The following is a 23,846-nucleotide window of genomic DNA, read 5'->3' on the forward strand; positions in this document are numbered from 1 at the left end:
AGTAAATTGATTTTTGTTTGAGATACAGTTACTTTATTTTTATAGAATGTATTATAATATAGAAGGATGTGAAAAAAGGTATTCTATAGATTCTACTATACCGAACATAAAGCCTTATGATCGACTCGTAAGAAAGAATACATATACATTTTCACATGCTCCTATAAATAAACAACCTGAATTGAAAGAGAGAGCTATATATGAGAAAAAAAGATATATTAGATTAAAAAGACGTTTAAAAAAGGACGAGTTCTTTAAATATTTAGAGATTGCAAAAAAACATTATCAGGAACAGTAGGTAATAACCTTTTAGAACTTAACTTTCCTCTTGATGAAGAAAACGTAGGTGGTAGACAGCATTCTTTAATGGGATTGAAAATGAGTAAATTAAAAGATGATGCTTATGATGTCATGAAAAAAACTACAGATAATTCAAAATTAGATGAATCTGAAGAAGTTTATGAGTACATTTTATGTGCAATATGTCCGGTGTCACTTGCAAAACCGGCCCTTGGATATCTTGAAGATGAAAATCGTCAAACCCTTCACTTTTCACATAAGTGAAAAAGTTAGTCTTTTAACGAGCAAAGCGAGTTAAAACCCTTAACTCCAATTAATTCGCAATATTTATTATAATCATGATTTAACAATTTTTAGTGCGACAGCCCCCTTTTTGTACGATTAATTTATATAATTCGTTTTCCTCTTTTGCAATTCTATTTTTTATATCATTAAGTATATCGCTTGTATCTGCCTCAAAGGTATTGAGCCTATCATTAACTTTACTTTTAGTATTATATTTATTTTTATAATCTGTAAAAACGCTAGATATATCGCCCATTTCATGCATATATAAATTGGCCATATTTTTTAATTGTGTGTCTTCTCCATTAATTAAATTTGGATATAGAAACTTATCTTCATAACTCAAGTGAATTTTAAGCTTACCTGCTAAACTATTTATATGTGAAACAAAATCATCTGAATATTTTTTATAATCCTTTCTATTTATTATTTTTCAATTTCATTTATATCCTCTATAACATCCTTGTGTTGTCTTATAAAATTATTTATATCAATCATATATATTGCCCCTCATCCTCAGTTTCATTAACCTTTTACTACTATAAGCATCATTTTAAATTTTTCAGTTGCTCTTAAAGCATGTGGAACATTAGCTGGCATAACTAACCTCTTCCTTAAGTGCCAACTTCTTTGCAAATTCTATATTCTTAAAGAATTTTCCACCCATAGCTATTTGTCCTAAATTATTCTTATTTTATCTAAAGCTTACTGCACTTATTTTATTATGTCCGTAACATAGGTTACCAATTCAAATTTAAAAAATATGAGAATGTTGCACCAAAACTTAACTTTAGGTTAATTTTTAATAATCATCAACATCAAATTCTCTATTCTTAAAATAGTACTTTCTGTCAGCATCCGTTATTTCTCGTATCACTCTACATGGATTTCCAACTGCAATAACATTATCCGGTATATCTTTTGTAACAACACTGCCAGAACCTATTACAACATTATCTCCTATATTAACACCAGGATTTATTACAACACTACCACCTATCCATACATTATTGCCTATTGTTACTTTAATGCCATACTCATAGCCAGAATTTCTCGACTTTGGATGAATTGGATGTCCTGCTGTATAGATTGATACATTAGGCGCAAACTGAACATTTTCGCCTATTATCACCTTTCCAACGTCTAATATCGTACAGTTATAATTTGCAAAAAAATTATTTCCCACCTCAATATTTTTGCCATAGTCACAATGAAATGGCTGTTCTATAAAAATATTTTCACCTGTTCTTCCAATTATATCTTTAATCATTTTATCCATTTTTTCTAATTGATCTGGACGAAGTAAATTATAATCATATATCTTTAGTTTATTTTCCATTCTATCTTCGCTAAGTCCATCTAGCCATGCTTTATATGGTAATTCTTCCATCATTCTTTCCTTTTGATTCATTTTTAAATTCTCCTTTTCCTTTATATTACTATACCTATAATTTTCTCACATTATAGCATTATGGTCGTATAAATTCTTGTATTATATTATTGAAAAATAATACAATAGTATTATTTTTATTAAACTCTTAAATTATGTCCTATCCTGAACACAATACCTTTAGTCACCATATAATACTTATATTAGAAATATTAAGGAGCAAATTAAATGAGTAAATTAAAACCAGAAAAACTTTCAGTAGAGTTTAGAAAATGGATCACCGATACAGAACCCATTATTCCCAGGCGTTATACTCTTACTCATTCTGATATAATTGCAGAGCTTTTTTTAACCATTGGATTAATATATGCCTATGACAAAGTTGATAAAAATATAAGAGATGAAGTGCTTGGCGAATGGATGAAAAAAGATGAGCATTATATTTACTATGTGTACTTGCATGTAGATGGTAAGCTTGGCTTTAAAGAATCTGCCATAAGAAATTATATTTTTAGACGTGAACTACCTCTTGCTTTAGAAGCCATTAGATATGGTGATAGAAAATTTTTTAATGCACATCTTAAATTAGACGAATCTCCAATAATGGTTTCCTTCATCTCGGTCAATCCGCGGCTCAATAAAGTTGAAAACTGGGGAACTTTTTCAAATTATGATATTACAAATCCTAATAAAAAAAGGGGCTTCCATGAAAATAAGTATCTACTTGATGTTAAAATAGGTGATGTAACTGGAGATAAAATACCTGATAAAGTATCCTTGTATGGTATAAAAAAAGCTCCATCAGAAATTTTCGCTGACAACATTACTGTTGTAATTGAAGATGGGCGTACACACAAAGTTGAAATCATCACTCCTAAGTTTAATTCGGGGTATGATGCCAAAATATTTCTAGGTGATTTTACAAAAGACAAAATAAATGATATAAAACTAAGCATTGATTCAGGTGGCAGTGGGGGATATGGTTTCTTTTATGTTTATTCCTTTAAAAATAATTATTTTAAAGAAATTTTTAATTTTGATGATTATAACAAAAAATATAAATATACAGTAGATTATGCTTCCCTTTATAAAGTTGATGTTGCTAATATTACGCTGGATAAGCTTTTCATATTAGATATAAGTTATAAAGGGCGTGGATATTTATCCCAGTACTACTCTGAAGATGGCAAGCTAAAGAAGCCTTTGCAGGGAGAAGTGTTAGGTTTGGGAGCATTAGTTTCACTTGTAAATAACGAAAAGCTTAATTACTATGATTTGCTGGCTTTTCAGCGCATCATAGGCACTTCTAACAGTGATACTCTAGGATATATTCAAAACCTTCTATCTTGGGACGGAGAAAAATTTGCATCTTCAAGGATGCTAGCCGCTGTGCCTGGCACAAATTTAATATCTCATACCCTTAAAAATACCATTCGACATTACTAATCTCTTGCTTTATAATATATTAGTTATATCTAGCTAGTACTAAGCTAAAGTTTAAATTAATAAGCAGCTAAAGAAAGGATGCATAAGCTTTGAAATCAAACAACGACTCAGACATAAAATCATTAAAAAAAGAAATTAACTTATTAGAAGCTATTACAATGGTTGTAGGTGTAGTGATAGGATCAGGGATTTTCTTTAAAGCATCTTCAGTATTCAGTAACGCAGGGACCTCAATCTTAGGAGTACTGGCATGGGCAGTTGGAGGTATAATTACAATAGCCTCCGCACTTACAATAGCAGAAATTGCAGCAGCCATGCCTAGAACTGGTGGCATATTTGTATATCTAAAAGAGCTTTACAGCGAAAAATGGGCATTTTTATTTGGATGGATGCAAACAATCGTTTACACTCCTGGTGTTTTAGCAGCATTATCAATAGTTTTTGTAACCCAAGCAACATATTTTATATCGCTATCACCTATCAATCAAAAAATGTTGGCTATCATCATTATATTTTTTATAACTATTATAAACATAATTTCAACTAAGCTTGGCAGCAAGTTGCAATTTATATCTACAATAGCGAAGCTAATACCCATTTTTGTTATTATTGTTTTTGGACTTATAGAGGGTAAATCCCAAGGCTTTACAGCAGTATCTTCCTCCTCCAATATAACTATAGGCTTATCAGGCTTTGGAGCCGCCATCCTTGGTACTTTGTGGGCTTATGATGGTTGGGCTAACGTTAGTAACATGGCAGGAGAACTTAAAAATCCAAAGAAGGATATTCCTAGGGCTATAATTATTGGATTAACAATCACAATTGGTGTTTACATATTGATAAATATAGCAATTATAAAAACGATGCCAGTTCAAAAGGTTATAACCTCCCCAAAAGCAGCTTCTGATGCTGCAGTTATATTATTTGGCAGTAAAGGTGCTGCTCTAATTGCAGCAGGTATTATGATATCTATATTAGGTACACTTAATGGTTACTTAATGACTGGTGTAAGAGTTCCTTTTGCTATGGGGGAAGATAGATTATTTCCATTTTCAAATTTCTTTGGGAAAATCAGTCCTAAATTTGGGACTCCAATAAATGCTCTATTGTTCCAAGCAGCACTATCTTCATTATATGTATTTAGTGGTTCTTTTGAAACCTTAACAAATCTAGCTGTATTTACTATGTGGATATTTTTTGTAATGACAGTTGCAGGTATATTTATATTAAGATCGAAACACAAGGATATTAATAGACCTTATACAGTCCCCCTATTTCCTATAGTTCCAATTGTGGGTATAGGAGGCGGCGTATACATACTTATTAGCACTTTAATTAACAGTACTGCATATGCTCTATATGGTTTAGCAGTAACCGCTTTAGGAATTCCTATTTATATGTTAATAAAAAGAAACGTTAAGTAATAATCCTTCAGAACATTAAATACAAATATTTAGAAGCAATCACAATAGTGAAGGGTTTTAACTCGCCTTGTGCGTTAAAACCCTTCACTTAAATTATTTCATTATTTTAAATATACTCGCAGAACAAGCCGGCGCGGTAATAATGCTTTTATCTATAACAGCCTCACCATTATTTGAGTAAATTACCTCACAGCTTAAATTCTCATTTACTTCACACGAAGCCTCCTTTTTTGAAGGATTCAACACAACTAATATGCTTCCTTCTTTTCCAGTTCTCTTATAAATAAATGGATAAGTTTTTTCTTCAGCATATAAAAATTCTATTCCTGCATTAGAACAAAGAGGTTCATTTTCAACTCTTAAATTAGTTAATCTCTTTACTTCTTTATATAAGGAATTTTCAGTTTCCATCTGCCTCTTTACCGTAGGTCTATCCTCATCTGGATCCTGCATGATATATAAATCTTCCTTTTTAGCAGTAGAAAATCCTGCATTAACAGTGTTGTCCCACTGCATTGGAGTACGAGAACCTGTTCTTGCATAACCGCCTTCTACTGATGTAATATTTTCTAAATACTTCATTCCTATTTCATCACCATAATATATAAAAGGTGCTCCAGGCATTGTAAGTAAAAATGCAAAAGCTATTTTTAGCTCTTCATCATCCAATTTATGTGCAATTCTTGGCATATCATGATTACCAGAAGGAATACACATAAGTCCTTTTCCATTAGTTAGTTTATAATTTTCCATATACTTATTAGCAAACTTAGATATATCCCCCTTTCCCTCTCTTGAGAAATAAGGATTTTCACTTCTGAATAAATCCATGTAGTTAGATGTTCCAAAGTGGAGCAGAAAATCCATATGAAAACCACCTTCTAATGACTTTTCTGGCTCTCCCCATTCAGAAATAAGCACTGCTTCTGGAAACTTCTCATCCAAAAAGTTTCTAAAATTCTGCCACAATTTAATAGTTTCCTTACTATCATCATCATTTTTTACGAGTGAGCCAGCCATATCTACTCTAAAACCATCACAGCCCATACTAAGCCAAAAACTCATTACTTCTTTCATGGCCTCCCTTGTAGCAATTGCCTCCTTTGAAGAAGTTGAAAACTGCCAGCTCTCCTGTGGATTTGCAAATCCATAATTAAGTGCTGGCTGCATAGAAAGAAAATTCACTGCACAGCATCCATTTCTATCAGACATTCCACGAATAGATCCAAAGACACCTTGAACATCCTTAAAATCTGTCCAAATATCATCTGTCCAAACATATCTATTTGTATACTCATTTTCTGTTGGTTTCATGGATTCCTTAAACCAAGGATGTTTAACAGAAGTATGTCCAGGCACCAAATCTAAAATCACATGCATATTTTTTTCATGTGCCTTTTCAAATAACTCTTTTAAAGCTTCATTTGTTCCATAGCGCGGGGCTACATTAAAATAATCTTCAACATCATAACCAGCATCATAAAAAGGAGAAGCAAAACACGGATTAAGCCATATTGCATTGCAGCCTAACTCTCGAACATAATCTAACTTTTCTATAATACCCTGAATATCTCCAATACCATCAGAATTGGTATCTTTAAAGCTTTGGGGATAAATTTCATAAAATACAGCATTGTCAAGCCATTTTGACATAATAATTCCTCCTATAATATACAAATGTAATTTTCAATAACATAATATCAATATATAATCATTAATTCTTGCAAAATATTCATTTAAAATAACATAATATTCGCAAGTAACCATTGAAGAGATTGAGAAATCTGATACAATAAAAAATAGAAAGGATTGAGAAGCATGAATTACTCCCTAAAAGAAGAAAAATCTCACGGAACATCATTATATCCATTTGAAATTTATCATATGCATAACGAAAACGCCAAAATGTTTGTTTTACACCACTGGCATAACTATGTTGAAATAATATATGTAAAATCCGGGAAACTTTTTATTAACATCAATAATGAACAGTATGTGGGCACACCTGGTGACATATTTATTATCAATGAGGAGGAACTGCATGAAATGTACTCAGAAGATACTAAAACCTTGTACCATGCATTTTTATTTCCTATACAATATCTAAATTTTGAAATGAAGGATCTTGTAGAAAGCTCATATCTTGAGTCTCTTTATAATCAAGATATTATATTCGTAAATAAACTTCCTACTAACTCAGAAGTTTATGAAGAAATACTTAGTGAACTAGAAACTTTAATTCGCTTAAACTTTTCAAAAGAAACTGCATATCAATTTGCAACTAAGATATCACTTTTGAAAATAGTATATCTTTCGGTAAAGGGAGATCTTATAAAGGAAAGAAAATCTAGTATTTCTTTGGCTAAATATAATAAATTAAACTTGTTAAAAAATATCACTTCATATATATACGAAAATTATAACAGCAAAATTTACTTAAAAACCATTGCCAGCGAGTTTAACATGTCACCAAAATATTTTTGCAAATTCTTTAAAGATAACTTTGGAAAAACCTTTATTGAATATGTAAAAGGGCTTCGCATAGAAAAATCTATGGACATGCTCGCTAATACGGATTTATCAATTATGGATATTGCCTTTGCAAATGGTTTTGAAAACTTTAGTTACTACATTCGAACCTTTAAAAAATTGATAGGCTGCACTCCTTTATCTTATAGAAAGAAAAAATTGCAAAATAACAGTGCTTTGGAACATTAAAAATAAGCCTGGAATAACACCAAAGCAATCCATCATGCATAATATTATATAAAAACTAATTCCATTCTTTTAAAGCACCACTTAATATTTTTTATTACATCATTATTTGTGCTATAATTGGACTAACTAAAACAATTATAAAAAAGTGAGGTTTTATTTTGAAGATTATCGATTTAACACATACTATTTCAAAAGGCATGCCTGTCTATCCAGGTACAGATGGACCAAAATTAGAAGTGGCAAATACCTATGAAAAAAATGGATTTAAGGAAACTTTACTTACAATGTTCTCTCATACGGGAACACATATGGATCCACCTGCACATTTATTTGCCCAAAGAACTACTCTAGATAAACTTCCAATAACTCAATTTGTAGGCAGTGGACTAGTTATTGATTGTAGTGATTTAAAAGAAGGACAAAGAATTACTATGAACTATATTGAATCTGTAAAGGAAAAAGCTGATAAGGCGAATTTTATTTTATTTAATACTGGTTGGGATAAACTTTGGGGAACAAGATCCTATTTTGGGGAATATCCATATATCACAGAAGAAGTTGCTGAATATTTAATCCAAAGTAAAAAGAAAGGCGTTGGGCTAGATGTAATAGGTATAGATCCTATTTCAGATGATCACTTAACTATACATCGCAAACTTTTCGCTAAAAATGATATAGTTGTAATTGAAAACTTAACTTGCCTAAACAAAATTGGAAGTGAGTTATTTACCTTCTGTGCCCTTCCAATAAAATATGAAAACTCTGATGGCGCACCTATTCGTGCAATTGCTATAGTAAATGATTAAAACATATACATATACAGTTACAATTAAAATAATAAAAATGCACAATTCGGACATTAAAACTGTGCATTTTTATCTCTATAATTCATGATTTACTATAAGCATCTGTAACTTTTGCAACATAATCATCATATCCTGATTTAGCTAACACTATAATAGGCTGATTCTGACCTGCTATTTCAACTCGATATGCCTGCGATTCGTCCTTGTCGAGATGCTTATCTCTCTTAACACTAATTTGATTTTTATTTGCAACTCTATAATCTTCTAGTATTTCTTCAACTCTATCTTCTAAATTTCCCGTTGCACATTCAAGTTCCCTAATTCTATCAATTGCTTCATCAATTTTTTCCATTATGTTATCCTCCCATAGATTAGTTCTATTTTTATTATGACTTAAAAGTAGTTAATTATTCTGACAGCGGAAACTTGTATCAAAATCATATTTTTAACTAGTATGAATAGTTAATTACTCCTTCCCCAAACTCCCCCATAATTTTCGATTTATCTCCATTTAAACTAATTTGCAAGGTTGGTGCAAAGGTTCCTCCATATCTAAGCTGTCCATTAACATGATATTCATTTATAAAACTTATAACATCATGTCCAGATACTAAATACCACGAGTATGCTTGATATGGATCATTAGCTGGATTGGTTATTACAAGTCCATTTCCATTTAAAGGTTTATAATTACTGCGCAAAGAATTACCCAAAAACCATATAAACCATCTGGACCATTTAGCCCTGGAGCATAAGTAAATCTATGGCTTATAATAAATAAGTAGTATTTATTTTCCTTAACTACAACCTCTGGACGTTCAAGCTGCTGATTGACACCAACTGCTTCAAGTAATGGCGGCAATAATTTAAATTTTGTTAACTCCCTATTCTCTGCAACAGCAATACCAATATTTCCATTAAAATTTTCTGATCCCGATGGTACTGTATGATTTTTACGAAATAACTCATCGCCAATATTTTCAGTTTTTAATCTTTCAGTATTTCCACCTTTGTTTCCTTCAAACAGCAAATAATCCTTTCCAGTTTTAGGGTCTTCAAAAAAATATGGATCACGAAAAGAATATATTATGGGTCCTTTTGCTTGCTGCATGTTTTGATAGTATACGCCATCTGGCTCAAGAATAACTTGATGTTTACTCCAATTTGAAATATGAACTCCATTTTTATTTGCACTTATATTAAAGGTAGTTTTAACTAATCGCTGCTCAAAAGTTCTAACCGCTTCTCCCTTTCTGCCAGTAGCAGTATAGAAAAACTGAACCCTTCCATTTTCATCAAGCATAGCTGAGCCTGCCCATTGCCTGGACCCAAGAGCATCTTCTACACTATAAGCTGGACCTTTATACATCCAATCCTTACCATTCTTTGAACAAAAATAACTTATAACTGCAACATCATGGCGTTTATTCCAATCTACGTTTCTAGGTGCAGTTAAGGCAAAAATAACCTTGTACCCATCAACTACCGCTGGAGAACCATCCCTTTTAAGAAGTGTCCAAGTATCCCAAACCCAAAGATTAGGAGCTACAAGTTTAAAATTCGGATTAATATTAGGTGCTGTATTTTCCTTTGTAAGTTCGAAACCTTGCGCTTGCTGGCGTGACCAAATACTAGTATGTTCTAAATTAATTGCATTATGACTTAATATTAAAAAGATAGTCAGCACTATTCCCAAACTAACTATTAAGACAAATATTTTCTTATAAGTTTCTCCTTTTTTCAAATAAACCTCTCCTATCTTTTAATATTATGTACTTAATTGAGCTTTCTCTTATAGTTCCACATTTTGAAAATATATATTTAATCAATATGCTTAATTATAATATTTTTAAAGGTGGCTTTACCTCCAACAGAGAAAAGGGTTATTCCTTTGTCATTTAAATTAGGAAATACCTCACTTGAGTAAACTACCTTACCATCATCAATAAATACTTCTACACTTACTTTATCCACTAAAATTCTTAAATGAACGCTCTTCTTATTTTTATCGAAGGCTGCTCTGCTTTCAACATATTTTCCACTTTTATCTGGATTTCCTGTATAAGCTCTATTCACATAAGAATATTGACCTTCAGCAAAGATTCCAACATCAATATGATGTTTTTTATCTGCTGATTCTCGAAGCCTAAGTCCTACATTCTTTGCATATATCCAGCTAATATCTACATCAACTTGATACGCTTTACCTTGAACTTTAAGAAGCTTTGATCCTGTCACTGAAATTTGCTTAAAATAATCAGTTGATGTTATAATGCTATCCAATTTTTCAACAGGCTGTGAGAATAAACTATATGTATTGTCTTCTTGTTTTTTTAAGCCAATTTGGCGCACAATAGAATCCATTCCATTGAAACCATTCTGCATTGTTGGTGTGTTATTGGAATAATCCCAGTTATTCATCCATGCTAAAGCATAGCGTTTTCTAAATTTGTCACTACTGATGCCGCTATCAAAGGTCACAGCTGCATACCAGTCAAAACCGTAATCAAGCCATTGAGGCTCACTTTCATTCGCAATAAATTCTTTTCCGTTATAACTTCCTACCCAATACGCATAAGTATTTGGTTTACCTGAAGCTTTACCATTAGCACTGGCACCTAAAATCCACTTATAATTTCCGTCATTTGCTTGCAACATAAAAATATCTGGACATTCTACAATACCTATATTATCTGTCAAAAAACCGCCTGTATATTGCCAACTTTTTAAATTATGAGATTCATAAAAACCAATTTTTGTCCCTTCAGCTAAGACCATCACCCATTTATTATTCTTGATATCCCAAATAACTTTTGGATCTCTAAAATCTTTTGTTCCTGGATTAGGTATTATTGGCTGATTACTATAAGCTTTAAATGTTCTTCCTTTATCTGTGCTGTACCAAAGAAATTGTTCCTGTAGACTACCACTCGCAGAAGGTTGTGTTACTATAGCAACAATTGCACCTTTTCCAAAACCCGCTGTATTTTGTACATCGACAACAGCAGATCCCGACCATATGTCTCCATTCCTATTTGTGTATTTAGGAATAGCTACTCCCTCATCCCTCCAGTTTATTAAATCTTTAGATATTGCCTGACGCCATTCAGTACCATTGCCATTTGGATAATTCTTATTATATAGATAATAGTAATGATACTCTCCGTCAAAAAATATAGGTCTTTGCGGATCATTTTTCCACTTGCTAGGAGTTGTAAAATGATACACTTCTCTATAATTTTGCTTTTGAAAAACAGTAGCTTTACTTCTATTATTGTTTTCCCTATAAAAAAATAATAATACAAGTAATATTGCAGCAGTGCAAATCATTAAAACGGTTAATAATTTAAGTTTTTTTCTCTTCAAATTAATGCATTCCCTTACTCATTTATATACAAAACTTACATGTAAAAAATGCCGATAAGATATCGGCATTTTAATATTTTGCTATGCTTTAAATAAGTGTTGATATTGTATGTTAGAGTCTATTAATGGCATAAGTTTTTATCAACATTCTTTTAAGCCACACCCTAATATTTCTTACTTGCCAACAGTAAGTTGTCCTTGCTCAAGTATGCTATTTGATACAACTGATGTTTTTGTTCCTTGAATGTTAAGTAAAAAGCTTGGTGCAAAACTAGAATGATGATCCGTATATAGTCCTCTATTTGTTATGTAACTTGTTATTACTACATTTTTGCCATTGGTTTGTGGTACAGCAAAATGAGAATACGTAAATGTTGTGTCAGCAGGATCAATATTTAGATTTAATACAAGACCAGTTTTATTTAATGGTTTGTATGGTCCAGTTAAAGAATCTGAAGTAAATCCTAACATGTATATATCTCTGGCACTTATTCCGTCAATTGTCATTTTAGATCCTCTTGAATCTGTGAATAAATACCACTTACCATTCATTTTAAATACATTAGCACGTTCAATCTCATCTGTTACGGTATTAGATGCAATTAATGGTTTCATTTCTTTTTTTAATGTGTAATCATTATTTAATTCAATAATACCTAGTGCTCCATTAGATAAAGAAGCATCGTGCTTTTTAGTGCCAACTAATAATTTATCTTTTTCTGTTTGAAAGAAACCTTCACTTCCACCATAGAAAACTTTGTTGAATAAAGAGTTATCTCCTTGGTAGCCATCCTCTGTTCCTGTATTAGCTTCAAATACAAGATACTTATGACCGTTATCTTCAACATAATGTGGATCTCTCAAGGTATGGTTATCACCAGAAGTCCACTTCCCTTCATCTATAAACTGCTGAACATTTTGATAGATTGTCCCATTTCCTCCATCAAAAACAGACTTATGATCACTTACACCATCAATCTTAAGGGTACTTGCATCTGGTATAGATAGATTTACTTGAGCGGTTGTTAAAACTTGATTACTAGCATCTGTTCCTCCATCCTTTGCAGCTCCTGAAAAATCTGTGTAAAATAAACGAACCTTACCATCAGATGTTAAAGTTGCAGAGCCTGACCACTCTTGTGTTTGATACTTAAGATAAGAATCATTGGCAGCAAATTTGTCACTATCTTTAAATACTCTACCTGCATTTTTCCAACTGTCAATAGACGTTTCACCAATTTTCTGATAGAACAAGTAAATAGAAGTATCATCCGGGTTCTTTGGATCACCTGCTAAAGCAAAAACAACATGATATCCATGATAATTTGCTGCTGTTCCATCTGCATTTTGCAGTGGCCAGCTATCCCATACATCCAAATCTATCAAATTACCATTTTTATCATAACCCTTTGCTGAAGCTATATTTTTTAATGTTGATGCATTAAATTGAGGTACCTTAAATTGTGGACTGTTTTCTTGTGCAGGTATCTTTAACATATCATAACGAGTAATATGAGAAATTCCATATGTCTCTTTATAATCCATACTACTAGTTGCAGCAAAAATTTGCTGAGTTATAAGTCCACTACAAATTATAGAACCAATTAAAATACGCTTTACAATTTTCAACTTATTCATTACTAAAACCTCCAAATAATCATTTTCCCCTACCAAAATAAATTGTAGATATATTTTTTTACATTTATGTTATCCCCCTTTCAACATATACATACGCAGGCTTTAGTATTTTTTTTAAGGTATATTAAAAATTAAATTAAATTTTATTTTTTACTTTTATTGGATATGAACTATTTTTCTAGGCCTATTATTCATAGTTTCCTTGTCGATTGGCTATATTAATAAGCTCTTCTACAGACTTTTTATTTAAATCATTAAATTTATAAGAAGGATTCTTTTTTATGGCTTCGTTTATCAAAATAAACTTATCGATTGGAACACCTATTTGTTTTGATTTTTTATAATCAATTTCATCTCCCAATACAATCATAGCTTTTGCATTTATCTTATTATCCCTAATGTAATGCTCAACTGAACTATCAATGCTTTCATCATTAATTTTCTTACTAGAAGACGCTATTGTTATTACAATTGTATTTTCTTTCTTCTGTGAAATAACATTTTCATCTTGAGCTACTTTAATAAATTTATTAATCACTGTACTGGTGGATTTAAATTGAGATCTATCTATCTTTCTAACAATGACACTTCCTCTTTTATTTGCGCCCTGTAATTTTACTATTTTTGTAAAATAATTGTAGTGTATTTCCATGGCTGCATTTTTATTATTACTTGGATTTATACTAACGATTACATATTCTCGTGTAAAAAAGGAACCATAAATTGAATAACTTGCTAAAATAATAATAAAGATTGCAGCTGCAGCTAAAGCAAATCGTCTAAAAGTTTTTTCTATATTTATTTTTTGTCTTTTGATAATAATCTCTTCTCCAATTTGTACCTTTCTATCTGACTTATCTACCTCTACAAAGTCACCTTTTTCTGTTAATATGATAAGTTTATATTCTAATTCTTCCATTACAATTCCCTTCATATTCTCACCTTCATTCTATGTACTCTCGTATCAATTCATAGTCACCTATTGTAGCAATTACTAATGCAATAATATATATTCTTCCTCTTTCAAGCTTCTTACGATTTATGCATATACTCTTCTCTATTTCCTTTAAGGGCAATCTTTTTATGCTTATCAATTTATGAAGGATATCTTGATTCTGTACAATAAAACGAGCGATATCCTTATAAGTTTTTTTTAGTCTTTCTTGCTTGGGAGAAACCTGCACTAGGTCTATAAATTCAATTCCCCATTCCTTTAGTTCCTTTTTATATTCTAAAATTTCTAATTTTCTCATTTCATTCACATTTCTATGTTTATACTCTTCCATAGCTTTATTAAGCATTACAGTGCTTGCATCTTCATTTTCTATACCATAATTTCCTTGCAAATAAACTGTATTTTCCGATTTTTTATTCTTTCTATAATAATCTATCCCTCTTAAAACAATAACTTGTCTGGCAAAATTTAAAAATTTACCTTTACTTTTATCATATGACTCTACAGCTTCTTTAAAAGCCATCATACCAATTGAAAGCTCATCATCATATCCATACTGCAGATATTTTCCTGCTTTTTTCTGCAAAGTGCTTGCTATAAAAGGTTTATACTCCTGAATTAACTTATTTAATTCTTCTCGGTCATTTTTTGCCTTCTCTACTCGATCCTCAAGGGATTTCTTAAAAAACATATTTTCACCTCACAATAAAATCTTCCATATATATTCGATATAGAGCTTGTAAATATTAAGGTTACATGTACTTAAAGTTAATAATTATTTTTTACATTTGCTATGTTTTAAAAGAATGAGACTCTGCAAAGCTAAGTAAAATAATATAAAAAAATTAGCCTTCACTCTACTCCCTACTCTATTTAAAAGTTTTTCGGTAACATTTATGGTCTATATAAAATTAGTGCACAACTCACAGTTCACAATCCACTTTAACTGTGAATCGTACATTGTCAATTGTGCACTAAAATATATTACTTGTAAATCTTCGTAAATACAATTTTCACTTTCTAGCCAATCTATAGATAAACAAGCTGAAATATTTAAATTACCAATACCAAATTTATCCTTACAAACTGGAATTTGTCGAGCTGAGTGAAGGGTTTTAATTCGCCCTGCTCATTAAAAAACTAACTTTTTCACTTATGTGAAAAGTGAAGGGTTTGACATAGCTTTGCTTGTCAAAGGTGAAGGTTTTTGCCACGGCAAAAGGTTAAGGAATATTTTTCACTGTTAACGAGATTTTACAATAAAATAAATGCTAAATTGTTTAAATAAAGGATTATAAAGATTCACGTCAAAATTCCGTAGGTACGGAGGAATTTTTCCTTGCACTACCGTGGGGGTGAAGTAACAATGCTGAAGGAACGGTTTAAAAAAAATTCTAATAAATCTTGGTTTAAAAATTGTAGAATGCTTAGATATTTCAATTTGTTTGAGCGTATGCGAGTTATTGAAATTTCTTAGTATTTTACAATTTTTAAGCCTTAGATTTATAGGATTTTTTTAACGCGACGAAGCATTATTACTTCACAACTTCCAGTTTGTCAGGATAAAATTTAAGTTTGCAATTTTTAAGTTTCAAATGTTTATTATAAATAAGGAGGTAGATTAAGTGTATATAAATAGAAAACCGTTGTTCAATGAAAATGGTGATACGGAAACAGCTAAAAAGAGAATGGTGAATGGAAATACTACTAATTTAAATGATTTTAATAATATGAAATATACATGGGTTTCAGACTGGTATAGGCAGGCTATGAATAACTTTTGGATACCAGAAGAGGTGAATTTAGCTCAGGATTTAAAGGACTATGGGAAGCTTACCGAAGGGGAGAAAACAGCTTATGATAAAATACTTTCATTTCTTATATTCCTTGATTCTGTTCAAACGGCCAATCTTGGAAATATAAATAATTACATTACAGCAAGTGAGGTTAATTTATGTCTTACTATTCAGGCATTTCAGGAAGCAGTACATTCTCAAAGCTACAGTTATATGCTTGACACAATATGTTCTCCAGAGAAGAGAAATGAAATATTATTTCAGTGGAAAGATGACAATATACTACTTAATAGAAATAAGTTTATAGGAGATATATATAATAACTTTGTTGAAACCCCTAACGAGAAGAATTTTTTAAAAACAATAATGGGAAATTACATACTTGAGGGCATTTATTTTTACTCAGGTTTTATGTTTTTTTATAATCTTGAGAGAAATGGTAAAATGCCAGGTTCAGCACAGGAAATAAGGTATATAAACAGGGATGAAAATACGCATTTATGGCTATTCAGAAATATTATAAAAGAACTCCAAAGGGAAGAACCACAGATGTTCACAAAGGAAATTAAAAAGGAATTAAGAGATATGCTTAAAACTGGTGTAGAACATGAAATTGCATGGGGACACTATGTAATAGGTGACGAAATTCAGGGGTTAAACAAAAAGCTTATAGAGGATTATATAAAATATCTTGGAAATAAAAGACTTGAGGCAATTGGATTTGAATCTTTGTATGAAGGATATGATGAAAATCCAGCCGTTTGGGTGGATACTTATTCTGATGCAAATTCAGTAAAGACTGACTTTTTTTGAAGCAAAATCTACAGCATATGCGAAGGCAAGTACTTTGGTAGATGATTTATAATTATGGTATATTATAAATAGTACTTAAGTTAAATATATAAATGAGGTGAAAATTTATGGCACTTATTGATTGCAAATTTTATTCTGAGATTTTGGGATTATCGACATCTGCTAAGGTTATACTTCCTCAGAATACTAAAACTCAAATAGGTATGGGTGGAGCAAAAGCTAATGGAAATTCTTCTGTTTTATATCTTTTGCATGGATTGTCAGATGATGAAAGCACTTGGATTAGAAGAACTTCTATAGAAAGATATGTCTCAGAAAAAAACTTGATTGTTGTTATGCCAAATGGAGGAAGAAGTTTCTATACGGACATGGCACATGGATGTAAGTATTTCACATTTATTACTGAGGAGCTTCCAGAATTAATGCAGCAGTTTTTTCATATATCCGATAAGAGAGAAGATACATTTATAGCTGGTCTTTCAATGGGTGGGTATGGTGCACTTAAAATTGCTTTGAGTTGTCCAGAAAAGTATGCTGCAGCAGCAAGCTTATCTGGAGTTACTGATATCGTTAGGACTTATGAAGATACGAAAAAAAGATCCGCATAATTCTATTATGACGGCAGATGAGATTCAGAGTATTTTAGGAGATTTTACTAATATTAAGGGAAGTAAGCATGATTTATTTCATTTGGCTAAGGAACTTTCAGAAAAGAACTGTGAAAAACCAAGAATATATCAATGCTGTGGTACAGAAGATTTTTTATATCAAGACAATGTTAAGTTTAGAGAATTTATGAAGCAGCTTAATTATGATTACACATACAAAGAAGAAAGAGGAATTCATGAATGGGGCTTTTGGGATAAAAAAATACAAGATGTGTTGAAATGGTTGTCATTGGAGTGAAGACTATGTTTTAAGAGAAGATTGATAAAATTTATATCATTAATGAGTTCCAGGAATATAGACAAATTTGTGCATTATTTTATCCACAGGCTGTGTCTATATAATATGGTCAAATAATGGTGTATTTCCGGGAAAAATGTGTTTTATCATAGAAAAAAATGTGTATAGATTTTTAGATATTCACATGCTATTATGAGATATCCACAACAAATGTGGATAAGCTATGAAAAATGTGCATAATTAACTGAAAATTTTAAAACTTGTGGATTAAATTATATAATAATTTAAAATAGCCTGCATCTTAAGATGTGGGTTATTGTCATATTTTCTTAATATATTGAAAAAATATAAAAGTTAATTGTAAAATTGCATTAAAGCTGGTTGACATTATCCAAAGGAGGAATATAATATAAGTGAGCACTCACTCATTAATAAAAAATTTTAGTAGGGATGATAATTGCTTATGGTAAGAAAAGCATCAGAAAATAGGGAGCAGCAAATATTAGATGCCGCAATTAAGATTTTTTCTGAAAAGGGATATAATGCGGCAACAACAAGCGAAATTTCCAAGGAGGCTGGTATAGCTGAGGGAACTTTATTTAGGTATTTTAAAAACAAAAAAACTTTGCTTGCTAAGATAGTAATACTTTCTTCAAAAACTATAGGTAAAAATATTATAGCTAGAAGATTAGGTAAGTTAATAGAAAAAAATAAAGATAAAGATTTAAAGGAAATACTTAAATTAATAATGCTAGATAGAATTGATTTACTTGAAAAGAATAAAGAACTTTTTCAAAATTGTGTTTACTGAAATTCAATATCAAGATGACTTAAAAGAAGCTTTTAAAGAAAATATAATCTTAGTAGGCAAAGATATTTTATTTGATTATATTGATAAAAGTAAGCTCAAAGATTTGTTTAAGGATGTCGATCCAATGGTAGTTGGAAGAACTATGATTGCTAGCGTATTTGCATATGTAGTTCAAAGTACGGTTTTTCCTGAATTAATAACAATTAGCAAAGAACAGCAGGTAGATGAAATGGTAGAGGTATTTCTAAATGGAATAGTAAGGAAAGGTGATGAAGGGAATGAAAAATAAAAAGGTAGTATTTGCCCTTGCAGTAATTGTATGTTTTAGCTTAACAGCATGCACAAATAAGACAGGTGACAAAAATAAGTATACAGGCACAGTAGAATGTAAAAGTGTTTATGTAACTTCAGAAGTTAGCGGAAAAATTGATAAATTGAATGTTGAAGAAGGAAATAAAATTAACAAGGATGAAGTTGTAGCTAATATAAATTCTGATGCGTATAAAATTCAGAGGAGCCAGGCAGAAGGCTCCCTTGAAACTGCAAAGGCAAATTTTGATAGTTTGCCACAAAGCGTTGATGATAATAAGAAAAAACAAGTGGAAGGTGCAGTAAAACAGGCACAAGCAACATTGGATTTAGTAAATTTAAATATATCAAAATGCGAGGTTAAAAATTATCAAAGTGGTGTGATTTCAGATGTACTTGTTAACGAAGGGGAAGTAGTTCAGCAGGGTGGAAATATAGCAAAGGTTCTTGATGTTGATAATAGGTATATAAAAATATATGTTGAACAGTCAAAGCGCGGTGATATAAAGCTAAATAACAAATTAAATTTGTATTATAATGATAAAAAAAAGTTGGAACAGGTGAGGTGATTTTTATATCTCCTGAAGCTGAGTTTACGCCTAAGAATACAGAGACAAAAGAAGATAAACAAGGAATGGTATTTGAAGTTAAAGTTAAAATCCCTAGTGATCTAAATTATACTCCTGGAACTTTAATGGATGTTGAAGTTAAGTAGAGGGAGATGATAAAAATGAATGCAATAGAGATAAAGGGACTAACTAAAAAGTTTGGAAACCTTACTGCAGTTGATAATATAAGTTTCAATGTTCCCAAGGGTAAAGTATATGGATTTATTGGTCCTAATGGTTCCGGGAAATCTACAGTTATAAAAATGCTTTGTGGAGTTATATCACCTACTGAAGGAACAGCCTATGTGCTTGGAAATGATGTTAGAAAATCTAAAGCAGAGGTAAAGGCTAAGATAGGATATATGTCTCAGAAGTTTAGTTTATATGAAGACTTAACTGTGGATGAAAATTTAAATTTCTATGCTGGGATTTATGGGCTTGGTAAAAAGGAAAGGGAAGAAAGAAAAAAATATATTGTAACCATGGCTGGACTAAATGGAAGAGAAAAAAATATTACAGGCACTTTATCCGGAGGATGGAAGCAAAGGCTTGCTTTAGGATGTGCACTTATTCACAGACCAGAAATTTTAATTTTAGATGAACCAACTTCAGCAGTTGATCCTGTATCTAGGAGAATATTTTGGCAGATGATATTTACACTTGCTCGTGAAGGAATAACAGTACTTGTGACAACACATTATATGGATGAAGCTGCTAGCTGTGATATGCTTGCTTTTATATTTAATAGTAAACTTATGGCTACAGGAACTCCAAAGGAACTAATTGAAAGAGAAGGAGTTAAAAATATTGAAGATGTGTTTATAAGATATGTAGAAAGAACGACTAATGAAAAAGTAGAAAACTCCTTTGAAGAGCTCAAAAAGATGATAGGGAAATAAGAAAGGGGGCTTAAATATGAATATGCAAAGATTTCTTTCTATAATAAAAAAGGAAGTAATTCAGCTTAAACGTGATAAAGCAAGCTTTGGAATTGCAATTATGATGCCAATAGTTATGATACTTTTATTTGGATATGCAGTCAATACAGAGTTAAATAATATATCAATGACGGTGATTGATCAGAGTAATTCAGTAGAGAGCAGAGAACTTATACAAAGTTTTGAAAATACAGGTTATTTTAATATTGTTTCAAGGGAACACAGCATTGATAAAGTAAATGAAAGTATTGATGAAGGCAAGGTGCACTCAGCTCTTATTATTCCACCAGATTTTTCAACAAAACTTCAAAACAAAGAAAAAACGGATGTGCAGCTTCTTGTTGATGGATCAGATCCTACAACGGCAAGGACCGTTTTTAGCAGTGGAGTTTTGTCAGGTCAGCAGTATGGGGTAAGCAAGCTTCAAGAATTAAGTGAAAAGGCTAATTTCAAGGTATCAAATGAAGGGGTTAGTGTAAATACAAAAGTATTGTATAATCCAGATTTAAAGAATCAAAACTTTACGATACCAGGTTTAATAGGACTTATAATGCAAAATATAACTATACTTTTAACAGCATTTGCACTAGTAAGGGAGCGTGAAAGGGGCACAATTGAACAGTTGACGGTTTCACCACTTAAATCTCCGGAAATTATCTTTGGTAAACTTGTTCCATATATTTTTATAGGATTTGTAGATTTCTTATTTTCACTTGCTTTGGGACTTGTATGGTTTAATGTACCTATAAATGGGAGTCTGCCACTGCTGCTACTACTTGGTGCAGGGTTTGTAATATGTGCACTTGCTATAGGAATTTTAATATCCACTGTTTCAAAAACACAGCTTCAAGCTATGCAGCTTACAATATTAGTTTTACTTCCAAGTGTTCTTCTTTCTGGTTTTGTATTTCCAATAGAAGCTATGCCTAAATTTGTTCAGATTATAAGCAGCATACTACCACTGACTTATTTTATAGATATATTAAGAGGTATTATAACAAAAGGTGTTGGATTTCAATATCTCATTAGAGATGTAATTTGTTTATTCTCTATAGGAGGAATACTACTTATAATAAGCATAGTTAGGTTTGCAGTTAAACCGTATAATAGCTAGGGCAGGGTACAGAGTACAATTTGCAATTTATTAGGATAAATATATATTTTGTGGATATAATTAATAGATAAAAAGGCTAAGGGGATATAAGTGGAATTCATGGAGGAATTTTAAATGGAAATGAATATAAAAGGAGATTTAGATAATTTATTTACAGGACTTGAAAAATCCTTAAAAACAGAAATAATTGCAGGAAAACCAATAGCCATAGGGGAAGTTATATTAGTGCCCATAAGTAAAGTTATTTTAGGTTGTGGCAGGTCCAATAACACTAACAGAGTAATTCACAATAATAAAAAGGGCAGTGGATTTTGTACCGGTGCAAGAATTAGTCCAAATGCCATTGTGGTAATAAGAAATGATGAGGTAAATACTCTTCCTGTAAATGATAAAATCAATTTAGACAAAATTCTTAAAATGGTTCCAGAGATAGTATCAAAGGTAAAAGCTAACAAAAAATAGTTGTTAGCTTTTACCTTTTGGGTTAGTTCTAATATTACTTCACAAATTCCAGTTTAACGGGATGAATTTGATGGTACTAATTTTAATATTCCAAGTTAGCTATCCCTATACTGTTATTTACTTATTCTGACAGCGAATTTATAAATTGTTTAGCTGTTCTTCCAGAGCGTCCATTTTGAGAAGCAGCCCATTTTACAGCTTCACTTCTTAAAGTTTCCACAGGAATATTAAGATTATGTTTTTTAGCTAATTCTTCAACTATTTTAAAATATTCATTTTGGTTTGGAGATATATAAGTGAGTTTTATGCCAAATCTATCTGAAAGAGATAACTTTTCATTTACAGTATCAGAACTGTGGATTTCTTCTTCACCAACTTGATTTCTATCACTCCAGGTTTCCTTTATTAAGTGTCTTCTGTTTGAAGTTGCATAAACTAAAACATTAGAAGGAATTTTTTCTATTCCGCCATCTAAGAAGGATTTCATTTGTTTATATTCAATTTCGCCTTCTTCAAAGGAAAGATCATCTATAAATACAATAAAGTATTTTCCGCGGCTTTTAAGTTCCGTAAGTATTTCAGGAAAGCATAAAAGTTGGTTTTTTGTTATTTCAATTAGTCTAAGACCTTTTTCATAGTATTCTGTAGCTAGTGCTTTAACAGAAGACGATTTTCCAGTACCACGAGCACCTATTAAAAGAACGTTATTTGCAGAGTGTCCACTTATAAAAGCTTCTGTGTTTTTTATAAGAGTTTCTTTTTGATATTTATATCCAACAATATCTGAAAACTCAACATAATCGTAATCCTTAACACCAACAAGCCCATCTTTCCACATAAAAGCTATGTTATCGCACATTTCACCAGAACCTATTTCAAAGTAGTACTCTACGATGTTTTCAAGCATATCCCTAGGAGAAGTGGAATTTAATATATTATTCTTTTTGATCTCAAACATGTTTATAGATGGTTTTGTTAAAGTTGGAATATAATTTTGAGTTAAACTATCATCTAAATCTAATGTACTTTTAATATCTAATTTAGTAAGGTTATAGAGTATTTCCATATCGTTTAATGCTGCACTATAAAGGCTTATTTCTAGATTTGCACCATATTTCTCACAAGCCTTTGTAAAGAAATTTTTAGATTTTATTATGGAATCTATTATGTATGCTTTTAATAAGTTTCCGTTTAAACCTGACTTTTCTGAGCAAGAAATTAAATTATAGTTTAATTCATAATAAAGATTTATAATTTCATCTTTGTTTCCATTAGTTAAACAAACCTCATCAATTAATTTTTTTAAAATAGTGAAAACAGGATCTTTTAATAGATTTCTGTATACGACTAATTTGTTTAAATTTGCCCCAAATTCTTTTACTGATAAATTATTCATTGGAATGCCCCCTTCTTATAGGTATATTAAAATTACATGAAAGTTTTAAAATCTGTATAGTAAGATTTACAAGTAATGTTTGTTTAGTTCACAATTCACAATGCACAGTTCACAGTGAAGCATGATTTATCTTCCTCACGTCAGACAAATCTAAAATTATATAAAAACAAATGCTGTTCACCCTTAGTGAACGAAGGAATTTATGTGCTCTCTCTAACTGGCGTCAGCATTAAGTTTAAGATTTTCTGTAGTGGAACGGAAGAAAAATCAACCATCACTGTGCATTGTGAACTGTGCACTGATTTAAGAGTAGTTTTTTTATATTATAGAATAACCTTTTAAAATAGTATATAATTATATTAATT

General features: G+C 31.1%; 21 protein-coding genes and 4 pseudogenes. 15 read left to right on the top strand and 10 right to left on the bottom strand.

Features of this window, described 5'->3' with window-relative positions:
- Nucleotides 1-196: 196 nt before the first annotated feature.
- Nucleotides 197-537, top strand: a pseudogene (locus tag AGR56_RS19750) (DUF4317 family protein); the annotation flags it as partial.
- A 106-nt stretch (nt 538-643) separates the two neighbouring features.
- On the opposite strand, the gene AGR56_RS15360 reads toward AGR56_RS19750, so the two are convergent.
- Together AGR56_RS15360 and AGR56_RS15365 are read right to left on the bottom strand one after the other, a co-directional pair.
- On the bottom strand, nt 644-931 hold the full coding sequence (locus AGR56_RS15360) for a hypothetical protein (RefSeq protein WP_242851476.1): 288 nt from the start codon (nt 929-931) through the stop codon (nt 644-646).
- Nucleotides 932-1,387: 456 nt separating this feature from the next.
- The gene (locus tag AGR56_RS15365) at nt 1,388-1,996 is read right to left on the bottom strand and encodes a sugar O-acetyltransferase (protein ID WP_053242955.1); all 609 of its coding nucleotides are present in this window, start codon (nt 1,994-1,996) and stop codon (nt 1,388-1,390) included.
- 207 nt (nt 1,997-2,203) lie between these two features.
- Here AGR56_RS15365 and AGR56_RS22145 point away from each other — a divergent pair.
- Both AGR56_RS22145 and AGR56_RS15380 read left to right on the top strand, forming a co-directional pair.
- Nucleotides 2,204-2,653: pseudogene (locus AGR56_RS22145) on the top strand (staygreen family protein); the annotation flags it as partial.
- Between the two features lie 857 nt (nt 2,654-3,510).
- Nucleotides 3,511-4,845 (top strand): amino acid permease, encoded by a 1,335-nt coding sequence (locus tag AGR56_RS15380; protein WP_053242956.1) that lies wholly within the window; start codon nt 3,511-3,513, stop codon nt 4,843-4,845.
- 93 nt (nt 4,846-4,938) lie between these two features.
- On the opposite strand, the gene AGR56_RS15385 is transcribed toward AGR56_RS15380, so the two are convergent.
- Nucleotides 4,939-6,498: an alpha-amylase family glycosyl hydrolase gene (locus AGR56_RS15385; protein WP_053242957.1), complete on the bottom strand. Its 1,560-nt coding sequence runs from the start codon at nt 6,496-6,498 to the stop codon at nt 4,939-4,941.
- Nucleotides 6,499-6,663: 165 nt separating this feature from the next.
- Between AGR56_RS15385 and AGR56_RS15390 the strand changes: the two genes are divergently transcribed.
- Nucleotides 6,664-7,563, top strand: coding sequence for a helix-turn-helix domain-containing protein (locus tag AGR56_RS15390; RefSeq protein WP_053242958.1), 900 nt, complete (start codon nt 6,664-6,666; stop codon nt 7,561-7,563).
- 158 nt (nt 7,564-7,721) lie between these two features.
- Nucleotides 7,722-8,369: a cyclase family protein gene (locus AGR56_RS15395; RefSeq protein WP_053242959.1), complete on the top strand. Its 648-nt coding sequence runs from the start codon at nt 7,722-7,724 to the stop codon at nt 8,367-8,369.
- A gap of 82 nt (nt 8,370-8,451) precedes the next feature.
- On the opposite strand, the gene AGR56_RS15400 is transcribed toward AGR56_RS15395, so the two are convergent.
- The 6 genes and pseudogenes from AGR56_RS15400 to sigI form a co-directional block, all read right to left on the bottom strand.
- On the bottom strand, nt 8,452-8,721 hold the full coding sequence (locus AGR56_RS15400) for a hypothetical protein (protein WP_053242960.1): 270 nt from the start codon (nt 8,719-8,721) through the stop codon (nt 8,452-8,454).
- A 97-nt stretch (nt 8,722-8,818) separates the two neighbouring features.
- Nucleotides 8,819-10,056 (bottom strand): annotated as a pseudogene (locus AGR56_RS15405) (glycoside hydrolase family 68 protein).
- 134 nt (nt 10,057-10,190) lie between these two features.
- Nucleotides 10,191-11,735, bottom strand: coding sequence for a glycoside hydrolase family 32 protein (locus AGR56_RS15410; protein WP_053242961.1), 1,545 nt, complete (start codon nt 11,733-11,735; stop codon nt 10,191-10,193).
- 174 nt (nt 11,736-11,909) lie between these two features.
- Nucleotides 11,910-13,373: a glycoside hydrolase family 68 protein gene (locus AGR56_RS15415; protein ID WP_053242962.1), complete on the bottom strand. Its 1,464-nt coding sequence runs from the start codon at nt 13,371-13,373 to the stop codon at nt 11,910-11,912.
- A 187-nt stretch (nt 13,374-13,560) separates the two neighbouring features.
- Nucleotides 13,561-14,292: an anti-sigma factor domain-containing protein gene (locus tag AGR56_RS15420; RefSeq protein ID WP_242851479.1), complete on the bottom strand. Its 732-nt coding sequence runs from the start codon at nt 14,290-14,292 to the stop codon at nt 13,561-13,563.
- Nucleotides 14,293-14,317: 25 nt separating this feature from the next.
- On the bottom strand, nt 14,318-15,019 hold the full coding sequence (gene sigI / locus AGR56_RS15425; protein ID WP_053242964.1) for an RNA polymerase sigma factor SigI: 702 nt from the start codon (nt 15,017-15,019) through the stop codon (nt 14,318-14,320).
- A 934-nt stretch (nt 15,020-15,953) separates the two neighbouring features.
- On the opposite strand from sigI, the pseudogene AGR56_RS15430 reads away from it, so the two are divergent.
- From AGR56_RS15430 to AGR56_RS15460, 10 genes and pseudogenes are all read left to right on the top strand, one after another.
- Nucleotides 15,954-16,989: pseudogene (locus AGR56_RS15430) on the top strand (ribonucleotide-diphosphate reductase subunit beta).
- A gap of 55 nt (nt 16,990-17,044) precedes the next feature.
- On the top strand, nt 17,045-17,545 hold the full coding sequence (locus tag AGR56_RS20840; RefSeq protein WP_198150064.1) for an alpha/beta hydrolase family protein: 501 nt from the start codon (nt 17,045-17,047) through the stop codon (nt 17,543-17,545).
- The gene (locus AGR56_RS20845; protein ID WP_198150065.1) at nt 17,517-17,843 is read left to right on the top strand and encodes a hypothetical protein; all 327 of its coding nucleotides are present in this window, start codon (nt 17,517-17,519) and stop codon (nt 17,841-17,843) included. Before AGR56_RS20840 ends, AGR56_RS20845 begins: the two co-directional genes overlap by 29 nt.
- Before the next feature lie 463 nt (nt 17,844-18,306).
- The gene (locus AGR56_RS22155) at nt 18,307-18,654 is read left to right on the top strand and encodes a helix-turn-helix domain-containing protein (RefSeq protein WP_242851480.1); all 348 of its coding nucleotides are present in this window, start codon (nt 18,307-18,309) and stop codon (nt 18,652-18,654) included.
- Nucleotides 18,644-18,943 carry a hypothetical protein gene (locus AGR56_RS22160; protein WP_242851481.1) on the top strand — a complete coding sequence of 100 codons (300 nt, stop codon included), beginning with the start codon at nt 18,644-18,646 and terminating at the stop codon, nt 18,941-18,943. The genes AGR56_RS22155 and AGR56_RS22160 overlap by 11 nt, the downstream gene beginning before the upstream one ends.
- On the top strand, nt 18,933-19,532 hold the full coding sequence (locus tag AGR56_RS15445; protein WP_242851482.1) for a biotin/lipoyl-binding protein: 600 nt from the start codon (nt 18,933-18,935) through the stop codon (nt 19,530-19,532). Before AGR56_RS22160 ends, AGR56_RS15445 begins: the two co-directional genes overlap by 11 nt.
- Nucleotides 19,529-19,678 carry a hypothetical protein gene (locus AGR56_RS22165; protein WP_242851483.1) on the top strand — a complete coding sequence of 50 codons (150 nt, stop codon included), beginning with the start codon at nt 19,529-19,531 and terminating at the stop codon, nt 19,676-19,678. Before AGR56_RS15445 ends, AGR56_RS22165 begins: the two co-directional genes overlap by 4 nt.
- 15 nt (nt 19,679-19,693) lie before the next feature.
- Nucleotides 19,694-20,470, top strand: coding sequence for an ABC transporter ATP-binding protein (locus AGR56_RS15450; protein ID WP_053242965.1), 777 nt, complete (start codon nt 19,694-19,696; stop codon nt 20,468-20,470).
- 16 nt (nt 20,471-20,486) lie between these two features.
- Nucleotides 20,487-21,623 (top strand): ABC transporter permease, encoded by a 1,137-nt coding sequence (locus AGR56_RS15455; protein WP_053242966.1) that lies wholly within the window; start codon nt 20,487-20,489, stop codon nt 21,621-21,623.
- Between the two features lie 114 nt (nt 21,624-21,737).
- Nucleotides 21,738-22,085: a spore germination protein GerW family protein gene (locus AGR56_RS15460; protein WP_053242967.1), complete on the top strand. Its 348-nt coding sequence runs from the start codon at nt 21,738-21,740 to the stop codon at nt 22,083-22,085.
- 121 nt (nt 22,086-22,206) lie between these two features.
- Here the strand turns inward: AGR56_RS15460 and AGR56_RS15465 are convergent, their stop codons facing one another.
- The gene (locus tag AGR56_RS15465; RefSeq protein WP_053242968.1) at nt 22,207-23,481 is read right to left on the bottom strand and encodes an ATP-binding protein; all 1,275 of its coding nucleotides are present in this window, start codon (nt 23,479-23,481) and stop codon (nt 22,207-22,209) included.
- Between the last annotated feature and the right edge of the window lie 365 nt (nt 23,482-23,846).

This window comes from Clostridium sp. DMHC 10 (assembly GCF_001270375.1).
In the GTDB taxonomy this organism is placed as follows: domain Bacteria; phylum Bacillota; class Clostridia; order Clostridiales; family Clostridiaceae; genus Clostridium_S; species Clostridium_S guangxiense.